At 57.2% G+C, this 15,960-nt stretch carries 11 protein-coding genes; 6 read left to right on the top strand and 5 right to left on the bottom strand.

The features are described from left to right. Nucleotides 1-195 precede the first annotated feature (195 nt). From H8E27_10445 to H8E27_10435, 3 genes are all read right to left on the bottom strand, one after another. Nucleotides 196-3,078 (bottom strand): c-type cytochrome, encoded by a 2,883-nt coding sequence (locus H8E27_10445; GenBank protein MBC8326032.1) that lies wholly within the window; start codon nt 3,076-3,078, stop codon nt 196-198. Between the two features lie 108 nt (nt 3,079-3,186). Continuing rightward, nucleotides 3,187-4,503: a hypothetical protein gene (locus H8E27_10440; GenBank protein MBC8326031.1), complete on the bottom strand. Its 1,317-nt coding sequence runs from the start codon at nt 4,501-4,503 to the stop codon at nt 3,187-3,189. After that, nucleotides 4,442-5,218 carry a DUF4339 domain-containing protein gene (locus tag H8E27_10435; protein MBC8326030.1) on the bottom strand — a complete coding sequence of 259 codons (777 nt, stop codon included), beginning with the start codon at nt 5,216-5,218 and terminating at the stop codon, nt 4,442-4,444. The genes H8E27_10440 and H8E27_10435 overlap by 62 nt, the downstream gene beginning before the upstream one ends. Before the next feature lie 152 nt (nt 5,219-5,370). On the opposite strand from H8E27_10435, the gene H8E27_10430 reads away from it, so the two are divergent. From H8E27_10430 to H8E27_10420, 3 genes are all read left to right on the top strand, one after another. Further along, nucleotides 5,371-6,009 carry a sigma-70 family RNA polymerase sigma factor gene (locus H8E27_10430; protein ID MBC8326029.1) on the top strand — a complete coding sequence of 213 codons (639 nt, stop codon included), beginning with the start codon at nt 5,371-5,373 and terminating at the stop codon, nt 6,007-6,009. 37 nt (nt 6,010-6,046) lie between these two features. Then, nucleotides 6,047-8,230 carry a protein kinase gene (locus H8E27_10425; GenBank protein ID MBC8326028.1) on the top strand — a complete coding sequence of 728 codons (2,184 nt, stop codon included), beginning with the start codon at nt 6,047-6,049 and terminating at the stop codon, nt 8,228-8,230. A 104-nt stretch (nt 8,231-8,334) separates the two neighbouring features. Then, nucleotides 8,335-9,279, top strand: a complete 945-nt coding sequence (locus tag H8E27_10420; GenBank protein ID MBC8326027.1) for an amidohydrolase — start codon at nt 8,335-8,337, stop codon at nt 9,277-9,279. Between the two features lie 102 nt (nt 9,280-9,381). On the opposite strand, the gene H8E27_10415 is transcribed toward H8E27_10420, so the two are convergent. After that, on the bottom strand, nt 9,382-10,467 hold the full coding sequence (locus H8E27_10415) for an alpha/beta hydrolase (protein MBC8326026.1): 1,086 nt from the start codon (nt 10,465-10,467) through the stop codon (nt 9,382-9,384). 69 nt (nt 10,468-10,536) lie between these two features. Next, nucleotides 10,537-11,478, bottom strand: a complete 942-nt coding sequence (gene nadA / locus H8E27_10410) for a quinolinate synthase NadA (protein MBC8326025.1) — start codon at nt 11,476-11,478, stop codon at nt 10,537-10,539. Between the two features lie 121 nt (nt 11,479-11,599). On the opposite strand from nadA, the gene H8E27_10405 reads away from it, so the two are divergent. From H8E27_10405 to H8E27_10395, 3 genes are all read left to right on the top strand, one after another. Next, nucleotides 11,600-13,072 (top strand): hypothetical protein, encoded by a 1,473-nt coding sequence (locus H8E27_10405; protein MBC8326024.1) that lies wholly within the window; start codon nt 11,600-11,602, stop codon nt 13,070-13,072. A gap of 288 nt (nt 13,073-13,360) precedes the next feature. Then, on the top strand, nt 13,361-14,431 hold the full coding sequence (locus H8E27_10400; protein MBC8326023.1) for a ribosomal protein L7/L12: 1,071 nt from the start codon (nt 13,361-13,363) through the stop codon (nt 14,429-14,431). Then, nucleotides 14,431-15,942 carry a hypothetical protein gene (locus tag H8E27_10395; protein ID MBC8326022.1) on the top strand — a complete coding sequence of 504 codons (1,512 nt, stop codon included), beginning with the start codon at nt 14,431-14,433 and terminating at the stop codon, nt 15,940-15,942. Before H8E27_10400 ends, H8E27_10395 begins: the two co-directional genes overlap by 1 nt. The last annotated feature ends 18 nt before the right edge of the window (nt 15,943-15,960 follow it).

Here is a 15,960-nt window from a genome sequence, read left to right as displayed (position 1 = left end):
GCCGGAAGACACAGGTTCTGAGTGGAATGCTTTCTGTTAGGCCGGTCTTAAATATGACGAGGGCGGTTGGGCCCTCCGCACACCATCGCGGCGCGCGTGCCGCGGTGGTTCTTTTGTAGCCCGGGCCGGTGGCTCAGGTGTGCTCCCCTATAAACCACCCGGGCCACCGGCCCGGGCTACAGAGATCGGTCACGCTCACTTCACCGTGGAAATAAATTCCAACAAATCCGCCATTTGCTCTTGGGTGAGGCCCGCTTCGAGGCCTTCGGGCATGATCGATTTCCCGGCACTGCGCATGGCCTTCACCTGCGCGCGCGGCAGCAGGCGCTGTTGACCGAGCGGCAGCTTGATGCGCACGTGGGTGGTAGTTTCTTCGCCAAGCAAGCCTACGATTTCCTCGCCGCCCTTCGTTGAGATGTTGTACGCCACATAACTGGCGAGCACTTCGCGGTTGGGGTCGATGAAATTGGTCAGGATCTTTTCGCGGCCGGTTGTTTTAATCGTCACCAAATCCGGCCCCAACGCGAACCCTTCCTTGCCGTGCTTGTGGCAGATCGCGCAACGTCCCGCGAAAATAATTTTCCCTTTCGCCGCATCGCCCTTCAACGCCAGCGCGGGCAAATATTCCTTGACCACTTGTGCCCGGGTTTTGGCCTTGGCCGGTGCGCCAAAAATCGCCACCGCCCGCGCGCGCAGTTTCGCATCTTTTTGCCCGCGCAAAATAGTGATTGTTGCCGCCGGAACGTCGCCCTTCATCACGTCGCCTGTTTCCAACGCCGCAAGCAACACCGTCACCCGCCCGGCCCGCGTTACCAATGCCGCCAAAATCTCCGCACGTACGCGGCCCGATGCCCTTGGCCACAACGCCAGCAAATCGCCCGCCACTTGCGGTTCGTGGAACTGTGCCAACGCACGCACCACTGCCACTTGCACGGCATCCGCATTGCGAAGGCGCGCCACTGTTGCGAGAGCAGGCTTTGCCGAAACATAGCCGCTTCGCGCCACCAATTGCATCGCGGGAATCAATTCCGCATCGGTTTTTTGATTCACCGGCAACGTCATCCATCGCAGCGCTTCCTTTTCCAACGCGGCCAACGGCCCCGCTGCTTTGCCGAGCGCGTTGACCCACATGATGGTTTCGGCATTGGGCGGCCGCTGTGCGATTACCTCCATTGCCTTGCCCACTTCGCGTGGCTGATTGCGTCGACCGATGAGCTTGAGCAACTCGAGCTTGGCCGTGGCGGAAGTTTCAGGATCAAGGTTTATCGCTACAAACAAATCGCCAAGATTGGCGGTGAGCGCGTTCATCACCGCCGCTTCATTCCAGCGATCGCCCTGGGCGCGGCCGAGCGCAAAAGCTAACGCCTGAAATTTTTCATCACTATTGGGAAGACGCGACGCCGTGAGCGCAAATTGAAAACGCACTGCCGCCGAATTCGAATCGGCCAGTCCCAGAACAGCGGCGGCCACCGTTTTGTTATCAAGAAAATCCTCGGCCACAATCAGCCCGTGACGAGGCGATGCAACCAATGCCCGCAACACGTGAACTGGCTTTAACGCATCCAACCCCTGCAGAGCCCACAGAGCGTGGATACGAGCTTCAGGCGTGTTGGCATTTAATTGCATTTTCTCCAGTGTGGGCACGATGGATTTATCCTGCCGTTCGTAAATTAACCGTGCCGCGGTGTCGCGATGCCAGCCGTTGAATTGATTGAACGTGGCGGCTAATTCGGCAGTGGTCATATTTCCAGGCATCTTGCGTTGGCGCGGCTTAAAGTTTTTCGGCGCGATACGCCAAATGCGTCCACGGGTGTTGCCACTGTTGAGGTCGAGATGTTTCTTGATCGACAACGGAATGGACCACGGATGCTCGATGGTTTCGCGGTACATATCGGCTATATACAGGCAACCATCGGGCGCGTTGGCGAATTGTACGGGGCGAAACCAGTTATCCGTCGAGGCGATGAACTCGCGCTTTTGTTCGTCCTTCGGCCGCTCGGCGACGGGTTGCACGTGATTATCGTAATGCAATAACTTGCGGTGAATGAGATTGCTGCCGGCATCGGCGATAAACGCGTTACCCACGAAGCCGGCGCCCAAAGCATCCCCGCGATAAATGGTGATGCCCGTGGCCGCCGTAAAATAACCCGACACACGCCCGCCGCCTTCCACCGGCCCGCGCACGGCTTTGGCCACGCGCCAGCGGGTGCGAACGATGCGCCACGGCTCGTCGGGGCTCAGCCGAAACACCGGCGCCGCCGCGCCATCGGACGCCACGCTCACGCGTTGGCTCGGCAGCGCGTAGTGCGGGTTGAGCCCGGCGTAGCGCGAAGGATAAATGATGGCCTGAATGTGGCTGCTGTTGCTGCACACAAACTTGCGCCCGAAATCGTCGAAGCTCATCCCGTGCTGCGCGGTGCTGCTCTCGGCGCGGAATTCCCGCGTGCGTGGATCAAATGAAAAATCGCGGCCGCGCAGGCTCACCGGTTTGCCGTCGGTGCCCGGTTGGGTGATGTCGCCGCCGTTATGCGCGGTGGCTCCGTGGATGCGATTATCCAATCCCCAGCGCAGGCTGTTGAAAATTCCCTGCACATTCAGCCGCGCTTTGCCGAAGCCGGTGAAGATTTTTTTCTGTGTATCCGAAACGCCATCGCCATCGGTGTCCTTGAAAAAAAACAAATCCGGCGTCACTCCCACGTACACGCCGCCATTGCTGCAAAACAACGCCGTCGGCCACGCCAATCCTTTTGCAAAAATTGTCGATTGATCAAACCGCCCGTCGCCATTCGTATCCACCAACCGCCGAACACGCCCGAGCTTTTCGTTTTGGCGTTCCGAGTAGCCAATCATTTCCACCACAAACAACCGCCCGAATTCATCAAAACACATCGCCACCGGATCCACCACCAACGGCTCGGCCGCCGCGAGCTGCAGCTCGAAGCCCTCCTTCACCGTAAACGTCCCGCGCGCATCTTTCGCCGCCGTAAACGGAATACGCGGCAATTCCTTGGGATCGGGCACCGGCTCAGCGGCGTTCAACGAAAGAGAAACTGCCAAAAGCAAACATGCGGGTTTCATGCGGAAACGATAGGTGAAAAGGGGAAAGTCGAAAGGAAAAACCACAATTCAAAAATTCAATGTGTGCCTAAAAGATGCCCGGAGTGAACAACTCGGATTGTTTCATCTTTAACGGGCGTTAAGCAGAACAACAAACCCAATTAAAAAAAACAACAAACAAATGGCATGGATCAATAGCCCGATAGAGTTAATGATCCAACTTGAGATTGTTTTTTCCGGTTTGGAGAAAAATAGCATTCCAGCCATCAACCCGCGAAACAACAAATAACCAGTGGGGACAAGAATCAGAAAAAATTTCAGCCAAACCTCCTCGCCCTGCCCGGTATGCTTTTTCCACATATCACTGACCCTTAATCCTATATACGTGCCCCAAAACACTATGCCTGCTATGACTTTCTCGTAACGCATGCCTTGCGCTGAGAAGATGCTACTCTCCTCTTCAAAGCCGAGATCCGGATAAACTAAAGACCGACACATCGACCAGATCCAGGCGGCTAGGCATAACGAGACAATCGCCCCCATAGGCACCACCCCTATAGGCCCACTGAAAACTTGAGTAAACAAAGCGACGACCCAGAAGATAAGTCCCGTCAACAAACACTCTATGGCGCACGGGAACCCTTGGTTTTTCGAGCTTTTGGAGCCAGCGCCCAGCGCCTTGACCACTTCTAGATTTTTGAATTCTCCCCATTTTTTTAGCGGCAGCCAGCCGGGCATTCCGGGACGATGCGCCTTGGCGTACCCGTCGAATGAACCAATCTTGAGCGCGTGACGCACTTGACCGACGGTGTACGGGCCATAATTCTGGTCGCCCAGCTGCACGGTAATTTCCGGGGGACCTGAGTCGGTAAACTCCTCCTCCACCGCCATCTTGGGCGCCCGCTGCTGGGCAAAGCTCGCGGCAAACTGCGGCACTTGACCAATGATAAGCCACGCCCCGCCCGCGCCCATTTGCACCCGCGTGTCCGCGCGCACCCAGTCTTTCTCAATATAATTGCACACCTCCGCCTCGGTGAACGGGCCCTCCGTTTGCCCGCGCATGACTAGGAAAAACTGACTCTTGGCCAAGGCAGTCTCCTCTGTATTGCCTGAGCGCCACAGGGCATCCTTCGCGGGCCGGTGCAGTTTTAGTGTTCGCCCACAGCCCGGACAGCGCACCTGCTCGCCCACCATCGATTCAGAAAATACCATTTTTTCCCCGCATGAGCGGCAATCCTGCAGCACATCTTTTGCCAACTCCACTTCGCGCCGACAATGCGGGCAATGGGTGGCGGTGCCTGCCAAGGCCTGCGGATAGGCAATCTTGCCACTGCAATACGGGCAGTATTGTTTCAATTCCACCGTCATGACAGCGATCCGGGCGTTACATGCCCTCAGCGATTCCCTCCATGATCGTCTCCAGATCTGGCAGGTCGTGCTTGGCACAAAGGCGGTTGAAACGCTTGACCCATTCGATCATGCCGTCCAACTCGCGCTTGGTGAGCCTTTCCAGAATGGCTTCGGCTTCGCGATCGTTCCCGGCTTCAAGGGCGCGGATCGTCTCGCCCCAGCTCTCCAATCCGCGCTCGCAGTTTTTGATATAATCGTCATTCAACCCCTCAATTTCATTATGGTTCAGGTCGATGGTTTTCAGGGCCAAAATCCGCATCGAAAGGTTGTTTTCGACGTCGCGAGCGATGGCCAAGACCTCGCGGTCCGACCGCACATTCTCCAGGCGCTGCAATTCCTTGAGCGTTTCCATCTCCATAGGAAAAATCCGCGAATGGTACGCTCGGTGCATCTTGCCAAACTCCACACCCTCGTCCCCCTGCCCCAGCCCCACCACCAGCACAACTCCCAGCACGCCCAGCACGATGCCCACGATCAATCCAGTTCGCCGTGTGCGGGGGGCCGGCATGGGTGCGCCTATGGGCGCAAAAGGCGCCGCCATCATCGGTGGCGGCGGGGGCGGGATGCTGTTGGCTGCAATGCTCCCGGGCAGCTCCACTCCGGGGATTTGCCCCACCGGCACCCAGCCAGCCATCCCCTCGGCCCAAGCATCATCAGTGGGCAGTACCGTGCCGTCCTCCAAGTAGTGGTTGACCTGCACCAAGGTGTACGGCCCGTATTGTTGGCCCTTTCTGCTCAGGTGGATGGTCATTGAAAAGACTGCTATTCAGGGGCTTGGCCGATTGCTGGACCGATACGGTCTTTTACCCTTAAACGCTGAGACGATTGCTTTTTTTTCATCAAAATACTTTTTTTTGAAAAAAATTGGCGGCCGCGAGCGTTGAAGGGTAAAAGGGGTTGTTGATGGCGAAGCCGAAAAAGAAAAGATCGCGCCGGGCGGATCGGGTCTCCACGCCGGTGGCGTTGCTGGAGCGGTTGCGGGATTCGGAGGATTTCGAGGGGTGGCGGGAGTTTATGGAGTTGTATCAGGAGGTGGTGTGGCGGTTTTGCCTGAAGGCGGGGCTGGAGGAGGAGGATGCGGCGGATGTGACGCAGGAGACGTTCGTGCAGGTGGCGCGGGCAATCCACCGGTTCCAGTACGATCCGGATAGGGCCTCGTTCAAGACGTGGCTGCTGCTGCTGGCGCGCTCGCGGATCATCGACCATTTCCGGCGCGACTCCCGCCAGCCGACCCGCCAACGCGCGGGCGCGGGCGAGACCGACGCCATCGAGCAACTGCCCGACCCCGAAAGCATCGACCCGCTGCGCGACTGGGAAGCCGCGCAGCTAGACCTGCTGGACGTGGCCCAAAAACGCGTGCAACGAACCGCCGCGCCGAAACAGTTTCAGATGTTCGACCTGTACGTGAACCGCGATTGGCCGGTGGAAAAGGTGGCGGCGAAGCTGGGCGTGAGCAAGATGCAAGTGTACCTCGCGCGCACTCGCGTGGCCAAGCTGATCCGCGCCGAGGTGGCCAAGGTGATTGAAGAGGAAAAGAGTTGAGGGTTGAGGGTTAGCACTAAACACTGATCCCCACTCAATGCCCAAGCCAACCCCCACACCGCCTGAAATCCCCGGGCACACGCTGCACCGACAAATCGGCGCGGGTGGCTACGGCACGGTGTGGCTGGCGCAATCCAATGCCGGTACTGACACCGGTGTGTGGCGCGCAATCAAAGTGGTCCGGCGCGACGCCTTCGGCAGTGACAAGCCGTACCTCCGCGAACTCCGTGCCGTGCAGGCCGCCGCGCCCGTTGCGCGAGAGACGCCCGAGCTAGCCACCCTTCACGAAACCGGCGAAGGCGATGGCTGGTTTTACTGCACTCTCGACCTCGCGGACAACGCCATTGCCGACGACCTCGATTCCAATTCGGAGGATTTCAATCCGGAAAATTACACCCCCCGCACCCTCGCCCAGCAACTCGACACCCACGACCGGCTGCCCTTCGCCGACTGTTTGCACATCGCCGAAACCCTCGCCACCGCGCTGGGCGCACTGCACGCGCGCGGCTTGGTGCATTGCGATGTGAAACCCTCCAACATCATTTATATCGCCGGCCAACCGCGCCTCGCTGACGTGGGCCTCGTGCGCACCGAGAGCAGCGCCGCCACCGCCGTGGGCACGGCGGGCTACGTGCCGCCCGAAGGCGTGGGACGGCCCGCCGGCGACCTCTTCGCCCTCGGCGTGGCCCTTTATGAAATGGCCACCGGCCGAGATCGCATGGAGTTTCCGAGCTTCCCCACGCTCTCCGGCGAAGAACGCACCGACCAACTGCTCGCCCTCAATGAAGTCATCGTGCGCGCCTGCCATCCCGAGCCCACCCGCCGCTATCCCTCCGCCGAAGCCATGGCCGAAGACCTCCGCCGCCTCGCCCAAGGCCGGCCGCTCGCCCCGCAACGCCGCCCTGCGCTTTGGGCTATCGCGGCAGGGATTCTCCTGTTCACCGCCGTGGCTTGGAGCGTGCTCAATGATTCCCCACCCGAAAACTCCCACGACGCACCAGCCGCACCAGCCGCACCAGCCGCCAAACTCCCCGCTCCCGACGCTCCCCATGCGGGCCCGGCGACGTTGGCAAAAAATCTAATCGGCTATTACCCCTTCCACGGCGACACCCGCGACCACTCCCGCCACGGCCACCACGCCGTGGCGCAGCACATCACGTGGGCCACCGACCGCCTCGGCATCGCCCACGGCGCGCTGCAAATGACCGGCCGGAAAATTTCCCGCGTGGACGTGTCCTCATTTCCAGTGAACGGCCCGGGCTTGAGCTTCTGTTTTTGGCTGCATCCCTTCGACACGATTTGTTTTAACCATCAACTCGTCAGCCATAACTGGGCCAACGGCGGTGCCTTCAAAGCCGAACTGCGCAACGGCCGACTGACCGGTTCCTTCCGATCCGACGACGGCGAGCACGAAGTCACCATCGAAACCATCCGCTCGCACGCGTGGCAACACGTGGCCTTTACTTTCACCCCCGGCGAAAACGGCGAAGCCGTTGCGTGGCTCAACGGCCAAGCCATCGCCCGCTCGCCCGCCACCGGTCGCATCGGCGCCTCGCCCCACCCGCTCACTCTCGGCGCACAACCGCCCGGCTACGCAGGCTTGCTGGAAAACCTGCGCATTTACAACCGCGCACTCGACGCCCCGGAAATGAAAGCCCTGCACCAGGCCGAGTCCGCCCCGCCCGCCAGCCCACGCTCCGTAGATTGGGATTTCAACTACCAGTTTCAATCCGTGCAAAACCCCATCGCCCTGCGCTACCTCGCCGCCACCAACAACGTAAAACGCATTACGGAAGATGACGGCAAGGGCATCACCTACTGGGCCCCCGCGCGTGATCGCGAAGTGGGCACACTGACTTACCGCTTCCCCTTCGGCCCGCGACGGGTGCGGCGGGCGCATTTCAGTTGCTGGAGCCACAGCTGGGATTTCGAGGCCAGTCAACGCGGCAACGGACGCGGCGCCATAGCCCTCGCCGCCAGCCGCGATGGCAAAAACTGGACGTGGCTGCACGACCAACTCCGCCCGCAACCGAAGTGGGGCGGCGCGGCATTTTACTTTGAGGACCTCCCTGCCGAAACCCTCGGCGGCACCAACCTCTGGCTGCGCGTGCAAATGCTCACCACCAACCTCCCCCCCGACGCCACTTACTCCACCGCCCACCACGCCGAATCCAAAACCATCGGCCCCGCCTTCGAATTGAAAGTGGTTTTTGAAAAGTAAAAAATCGAAAGCTCTGATATTTTGATGTTGTTGCTTTTGCCTTTTTAGTTGTGGTTTAGGTTTTTGCGTTTTGACTTTTTACGTTCACCCCGCACACTGGAGAGATGAACTCCGCTCTTTCCCGCAGACGTTTTTTGACCTCCTCCACCACTACCCTCGCCGCCGGTTGTGCGCTGCGCGACATTGCCGCTGCGGATGCGCCGGAGCCAATTATTGATATTCACCAGCATACGCATTATCACGGGCGCACGGACGAAAAGATGCTCAAGCATCAGCGGGCCATGGGAGTGACCACGACTATTCTGTTGCCTTCGGGCAAGCCCGTGAATCGCCCTTCCACCCACAATGGCAAAAGCAACGGACTCGCGGCCAAGACCGGTGGCAACACAACGGTGCATGCGATGGCCAGGCAGCATCCAAAGGAGTTTTTGTTTGGAGCCAATGAAGTGCCGGATTTGCCGGATATGCAAAAGGAGTTGGAAAAATATCTCAAGGCCGGCGCGGTAATTATAGGCGAGCAGAAATTCAAGGTGCCGTGCGATTCAAAATTCGTGTGGGCCGTGGCCGAGGTCGCGCAGGAATTCGGCGTGCCGATGCTGCTGCATTTCCAGCACAACACCTACAACCTCGGCATCGATAATTTTCATCGGACGCTGGAGAAATTCCCGAAAGTCAACTTCATCGGCCACGCCCAAGCGTGGTGGGGCAACATCGACAAAAAACACGTTCAAAAAATCAATTACCCGCAAGGCAAAGTCACCCCCGGCGGCATCACCGACAAGCTGCTTTCAAATCATGAAAACATGTTTGGCGATCTCTCCGCCGGTTCCGGCCTTAATGCACTCATCCGAGACGAGGCGCACACCAAGGAATTTTTCGACCGCCACCAAAACCAACTCCTCTACGGCAGCGACTGCGCCGACACCATCGGCCGCGGCCCCGGCTGTCAAGGCAGCCGCACGATTGCCGCCGTCCGCCGCAACAGCAAAACCAAAAAAATCGAACGCAAGTTGCTGTTTGAAAATGCAAAGAAGTTGTTCAAAATTTAATGATTTGGCAGCACTTGAATGGTAGGGCGGTTTCTCCGAAACCGCCTTGGCGCGCTCGGAGAGCACGCCCTACCTCTCTGTGCCTCTGTGGTGAATTGGTTTTCATTTCTTCAAAACTGAATCAATCAATTTGTAAGCCGATTCGCGCATGTCCTTGGGGAAGTTGTGATTGTAATCTGGGTGCTTGATGGTCAGTCCGTTTTCGTTGCCCAACAATTTGTAAACGGGCAGGGCTGCCTTGGCGCAAACGTCCACACTTTTCCAGCGGAAATTTGAATCGCGCAAAGGCGCGTGCACGAAGAGTGGGCGAGGGGCCAGTGCGCCGAGCAGTTCGGGAAAGTCAAAGGGGATTTCCTTTGTGCGCCCGCGGTAATCCGACAAGCGCGGCATGTAACGGATTTGGCACCAGCCACGGCCGAAAAACCAGTTGCGCTCCGCGCCATCGTAGTAATCCGGATACGCATCAAAACCGCAACTGCTCGCCAGCACGCTGATTCGTTTATCTAACACCGCTGTATAAATAGCATTGTGCCCGCCAAGCGAATGGCCGATCGCGCCGAAGCCGCGCTTGGCGTCAACATACGGCAGCGTTTCCAGCAAATCCAGCGCGCGCGTGTTGTCGTAAATCGCCTTCATCGTGCCGCTCACGTAGCCGAGCTTGCCGAGGTTGGGCCAGTAGTTGGCGAGATGCGTGTACGCCGGTGAAAGGGTCACGTAACCGCGCTCCGCCAATTCCGCCGCATACGCCCGCCCCTCGCGCCCGCCGAGTCCGACCACTACTTTGTGGCCCACTTTGTTATCCGTCGGATGCAAACACAGCACCGCCGGTGCCTTGCCGCCCTTGATGATGAAAACAGATTTCGGAATGCAAAGATAAGCCGGCGTGCGCGAGCCCGGCTCGGATTGAAACGTGATGAGCTGCCGAAAATATTTCCCCGCATCCACTTCCTCCTCCACCTTCACCTCCAATCGAACCCGCCGCGCTTTCCCCGGCACCGGCCCCATCACTGCCACCATCCCCTTCAAAATTTCCGTCCGCCGCAGCTCCCAATCCGCCGGAGTCTTCACCGGCTGCACTACACCCTTGGCATCACGGAATTGCAAAAGATTTAACCGGTCCAACCGCTCGGCGGCGAAGAGGGTTGTTGAAAGGTACAGTGCCGCGAAGAAAATCAAATAACGGTTCATGCCCAAGTGTGGCACGCGCCAAAATGCTGGCAAGGCGAATTGTGCTTCCGGCATCCTACCGGTTGCACGTTACCGCGCCGTCCACTCCAGCATCCGCTCGATGGGGAGCTTGGCGCGTTGGATGATTTCGGGGGAAAGCTCGACTTGCGGGGTGAGGTCGCGCATGCAGTTTCTTACTTTTTCGAGGGTGTTCATTTTCATGAAGTGGCACTCGTTGCAGGCGCATTTTTCGGTGGGAGCGGGGATGAATTTTTTGTCGGGGCATTCCTTTTGCAAACGATGCAGCATCCCGGCTTCGGTGGCGATGATGACCGCGTCGCTCTCGGCGGCGCGACAGTAGTGCACCATTTTTTCGGTGGAACACACTTCGTCGGCAAGGATGCGGACGGCTTTGGTGCACTCAGGATGGGCGACAACGGGGGCGTCTGGATATTCGTTTCGGATTTTGGTGATGGCGGCGTGCGTCCACTCGACGTGCACGTAACAGTTGCCCTGCCACAAGGTCATCGGACGACCGGTTTGTTCCATCACCCATTGGCCGAGATTTTCGTCGGGCACAAACAGCAAATCTTTTTCGGGCGGACATTGCTCGACGATTTTTTGGGCGTTGCCGCTGGTGCAAATGACATCGGAGAGCGCCTTCACTTCGGCGCTGCAGTTTACATAAGTGACGGTGAAAAAATTTGGATTTGTGGCCTGCAGCTCGCGCAGTTTGTTGGGCGGACAACTTTCTTCCAACGAACAGCCCGCATCGCGATCGGGCAGCACCACGGTTTTTTCGGGCGAAAGTATCTTGGCCGTCTCAGCCATAAAATGCACGCCGCAGAACACGATAACGTCCGCATCCGTATCGGCCGCCTGTTGCGCGAGCCCCAGCGAATCGCCCACGTAATCGCCGATATCCTGAATTTCCGGCACTTGATAATTGTGCACGAGGATGATGGCGTTGAGCTGTTGCTTTAGCTCAGCGATTTCCTGCGACAACGCGTCCGTGGGTGTGGCGACTGACATCGCGCCAAGCATAACGCCCAGGAGACGCGCCGTCAATTTCGCGTGGATAATTTGTGTTTTCTATTTCATAGCATTTGGGTATCCTCCACAAACCCTGCGCGCCCGAAGATTGTTTATCGGGATGAATCTCCATTGCCCATTACCGTCGACGCATCGCAAAGCTACCTTTGCGCGGGTGTATTCGGAGCTCGCGCTGCATCAGGCAGTGATTCGTGCCTATTCCAAACCGCTCTTCACGTGGCGCAAGGCGCTGGGGATGTCGCACGACGGCCGCACGCTGTACGATTTCGCGCGGCATTCGTTGAAAAACATCCACAAGCTGCACCAGCAATTGACAGACGGGACATTCCAGTTTCGCCCGGGCATTGCGTTGCACTATAACTTCAATGGCAAACATCGCACCATCAACCTGTTCCCGTGGGAAGAGCGAATTGTGGATCTGCTGCTGTACCGTGTGCTCACGCACTATTTTCACGGCGTATTCGAGCCGAACTGCCACGCGTATCGGATGGGCGGCTTTGGCGTGGACCAATGCCAGCGCAGCCTTAACGCGCGACTGCGTCAATTGCCGCGCCCAATTTATTTTGTAAAACGCGATGTGCAGGATTATTTCCCCAGCCTCGACCACGAGCGCTTGCTGACGATGTTGGCGGAATGGGTGGAGCCGGATGACATCCTCTTCGAACTGCTACGCCAACGGATTGAGTTTGGAATCAAAACACACGGCACCGTGACCACCAACCAATGCGGCGTAGCCTTCGGCACGGCCATCGCGTGTTTCTTCGCCAACTTATATTTAACGCCGCTGGACCGCCGCCTCGCGAGCGTACCGGGGTTGCGCTACTATCGTTATGCCGATGATTTATTGGCATTCTCGGGCGACCGTGCCGCAACGGCGCATGCGGAGGAGATCATCAGCGAATCCTTTGAATCCCTGCGCCTTCGCAGCAAGCCAAAGCATCACCGGAATTTTTATTTCACGGCGGAGGCTGATTGCAGCCAAGTGGATGAACATTTTGAACCGTGTGAGAAGTTCCGGCATCTCGGGCTGGAATTTCGCGCCGACGGGGGCGTGGGACTTTCGCGTGATAAATCGCGCAAGATCCAAAACCTGTTTCGCTTCGCGTGGCGGCGTTACGCGCACAAGCTCGGCAAGCTGCGCTCACCCAAGGGCCGCGCGCGGAAGGCCATCGAGGTGGCCAACGATGTGCTCGAGCACGGCTATCGCTCCATCGCCATCATCGATTATTATTTGAAACACGTGGACGACGAGCAGCAACTGCGGCGGCTCGACCGTTGGTTGGCCGAGGAAGTGCTGGCCATTGCCTTTAGTTACGGCAAAAAGAAGAGTCACAAAAAAGGTCACTTCAAAAAAATGCCCTTTGCCAAATTACGCGCGATGAGGCTGCCCAGTTTGCGCCATCGGCGGCGATTGCTGCGGCACGGGCATTTGGAATCATCGTTCTTTACTTTACGCACCGAGAAATTGATTGAGCAGAAGCGGAGGCGGCTGCCACCGGGCTACGGGCAAACGCGCGTGGACCGGTTCCCTCCGAAGCTGAAAGCAGTGGCATTACCGGAAACGGCCTCGTAAGGGAGAGGGCCACCTGTGGACAGATGTTATGGAAGCCCGTCCGCATACTGCGGGACGGCAAGCCGTCCAGCAGTATGCGGACGGTCGAGTACCGAGCCGCCTTCGCTTCTGCGAAATCAAAGAACTGGAAAAACTGAAATGGAAGAACAAGTAAAAAGCCGAGGTTGTACGTGGGCGATAGTACTACTGATTGGCGGCCCGCTTGCGTGCACTATTTCCGGGGCTACCATATCCGCATCGGACAACATAGTCGTGCAAGCCATCGGCCTGATTGGTTTTTTTGTAATTATGCGTTACAGCATAAAACTAGGCAATTACTGCGACGACCAAAACCAACCCAAACCCAAACGTAAGCGCAACTGGGAGCAAAAAGTCACCGGTCCGCCCGATATGTCCATCCGCTACCACAATTCCAAAGGGGAGGAAAAAACCTTTGAGGGCTGGCGCAAAACGATTGAGGTGACGGGCAATCACATGAACATTTTGGTGGCACCGGACAAGATCCGCATTGCGCTCAATCAGGATCGTATTCTCAATCAGGATGAATTGGGCCCCCTCCCGGAACCCGGGAAAGACTTCGAAGAAGGATCCGATTACGATCACTCCCTCTTCCGCTATCGCGGTCCGGAAGCGGAGCGGTGTCCTGAATGCGCGTATCTGTTTCTCGTTGAGCAAAACGAAAAACAGCACTGCCCCTATTGCAAACAAGATTTCACCCCGCAACAACTCGGCTGGAGCGGGGACGCGGCCATCGGCTACCGCAATCACGAAGGCGAACACAAGGTGTTCAACGCCGTGTGGAATTCCATCACCTCCAAAGGCAACACCATCAGCGTGCGCGTGGAGCCCACTTTCCAGCGCATCACGCTCACGCGCGAACGGATGATCGCTGACAAGGCCATCCGCTATCGCAACTTTCGCGGCGAGGAAAAAGAATTCGAGGCCCTCGCCTGTTCCATGCAGCCGTCGAACGCGCACATGAATGTTTGGGTGGCCCCCACCTTCACGCGCATCGCGCTGAAACAGGATAACATTTTAGAGCAACGCGATTTGCAAACGGCAGCACCACCGCTCACTGAAGAACCAATCACACCGGTGTTGGAAGAGCCTGTGGAGCCGGAACCCGAACCAGTGACCACAGAACCGGCCACGGTGAATGTCGTTATCACCGCCATTGGGATGACCTCGTACGAAGCCACAAAAGTGCTGCAGGCCGCGCGGCCGGATTTGGGCGCGTTTGACGTGTACGGCATGCTCCGCGATTTTCCCAAGGTGGCGGCGGAAAACCTCCCACGGGCTGAGGCGGAGAAAATTAAACAAGACCTCGAATCCGCCGGTTGCACGGTGGAGTTAAAATAATGAAGAAAGCCTGTAGCTGCTTATTCATGATAGTTGGTTCCTTTGTGGGCCTTATTGGAGGGATTCTGGTTATTGCGGTGCTGGATGAAATCGGTTTTGGTACTGACATCGGAGGCTTGGCAATGATTGCATCTATAGTTTTTTTTGTTTGGATAGGATCAAAAACTGGCAATTACGTTGGAGATAAAATTGAAAACAGAAAAGCCACCCGCTCAAAGCCATTCGGAAAACGAGTCCTGCTCCAGTACGTCAATTCATCGGGAGAACATCGCACCGCTTATGTGGATCCCGCCTCGGCATTTCGAAATCATAACAAGGTAAAAGTAAATCTTGCGAACAGCCGAGGCAAAATGGAACTGGTGTTTGAGCGCATCAAAAACCCCGAAGTGCTCGGGCTATCGAAGAACCCACAAAACAAGGATAACGTTGCCAGCAGAGATTGCCCGAATTGTTCCAACGGCCACGTGCGGGCATGGGAAGGTGAAATGCGTTGTTGGAATTGCGGGCATGTGTTGAAAGCGATTAAACAGGAGCCTTTGCCCCCGGTTCTGCCCTCAGGGGAATTCGTGCTGCTGGAGTACTGGGAAAACACCGACATACGTAAGCTCGCGGTGAAGCCCGAAGCATGCTGGAACGAAAATAACAACGTGCAATGTGTCCGGGCGGATACGGGGGACATCATCGTTTTGAATCTGGAACGGATCATCAACCCCGAAGACCTGAAGATATTGAATCCGAATTTTCGCATTAAAACGCCAGAGGACGAGGGAGAGCCCGTGGTGGTATTACTACAATACCTCAATCGGCGCGGCCAGAAACGAGAGGTTCGAGTGGAGGCCAATGCTTACACAGATGAAAACAGCATGATTCATTGTTACCTCGTCGACTCCAATGGCACCCTTGTGCTAAAGCGGGAACAAATTCTCAACTCAAGCGTTTTAATATTAAAAGACATCAGCGAGATGCCAACGAAAGGGGAAGAGCCTCCTGTCTTAGAGCCCAAAATGCTGGAACTGGGCGACTCTTCAGGATCCGAATTGATTTACACCCACAACAGCGGCAAACTAGCCGTGATTTATTTCGATCCCGCATCCGTGGAGCAAGTGGGCAATCATGTGAACCTCAGCCCGATGGGCATCAACGAACGCTACGCAATTGCGCTGGGTAAAATCATCAACCCGGATGTTTTGGAAAATGAGCCCGAACCAAAACTTGAAGTAGAGGAACTGCCACCGATGCTCCCCACACCCGAGCCGCAGCCGGAAATCCTTGAGCCCCAACTGCCTCAAGGCACACGCGTGCTTATCCGCCGTGTGCCCACTGATTCCTATGAAGCCGTACAAGTGATGCGCCGAATCAAGCCCATGCTGAGCACCTTTGATATTTTTGAGCTGCTGGAACAGGAGCGCCCTACTGCGCTCACCGGCTACGACCACGATGAAGCCATTCGCGTCGGTGGTGAACTTGAAGCCGTCGGCTGCTCTGTGGATATCATGCGCGAGGGAAAGTAACCGCTCGGACCGCATTCT

The sequence above is a fragment of the Limisphaerales bacterium genome, from assembly GCA_014382585.1.
GTDB lineage: Bacteria > Verrucomicrobiota > Verrucomicrobiia > Limisphaerales > UBA1100 > JACNJL01.
This window is presented reverse-complemented; position numbering and strand designations above follow the sequence as displayed.

What these genes read in the sequence shown, in the direction of transcription:
- H8E27_10430 (MBC8326029.1), top strand. Translation starts at nt 5,371, where the DNA reads ATGGCGAAGCCGAAAAAGAAAAGATCGCGCCGGGCGGATCGGGTCTCC.
- H8E27_10445 (MBC8326032.1), bottom strand. Translation starts at nt 3,078, where the DNA reads ATGAAACCCGCATGTTTGCTTTTGGCAGTTTCTCTTTCGTTGAACGCC.
- H8E27_10435 (MBC8326030.1), bottom strand. Translation starts at nt 5,218, where the DNA reads ATGACCATCCACCTGAGCAGAAAGGGCCAACAATACGGGCCGTACACC.
- H8E27_10395 (MBC8326022.1), top strand. Translation starts at nt 14,431, where the DNA reads ATGAAGAAAGCCTGTAGCTGCTTATTCATGATAGTTGGTTCCTTTGTG.
- nadA (MBC8326025.1), bottom strand. Translation starts at nt 11,478, where the DNA reads ATGTCAGTCGCCACACCCACGGACGCGTTGTCGCAGGAAATCGCTGAG.
- H8E27_10420 (MBC8326027.1), top strand. Translation starts at nt 8,335, where the DNA reads ATGAACTCCGCTCTTTCCCGCAGACGTTTTTTGACCTCCTCCACCACT.
- H8E27_10405 (MBC8326024.1), top strand. Translation starts at nt 11,600, where the DNA reads ATGAATCTCCATTGCCCATTACCGTCGACGCATCGCAAAGCTACCTTT.
- H8E27_10425 (MBC8326028.1), top strand. Translation starts at nt 6,047, where the DNA reads ATGCCCAAGCCAACCCCCACACCGCCTGAAATCCCCGGGCACACGCTG.
- H8E27_10415 (MBC8326026.1), bottom strand. Translation starts at nt 10,467, where the DNA reads ATGAACCGTTATTTGATTTTCTTCGCGGCACTGTACCTTTCAACAACC.
- H8E27_10400 (MBC8326023.1), top strand. Translation starts at nt 13,361, where the DNA reads ATGCGTTACAGCATAAAACTAGGCAATTACTGCGACGACCAAAACCAA.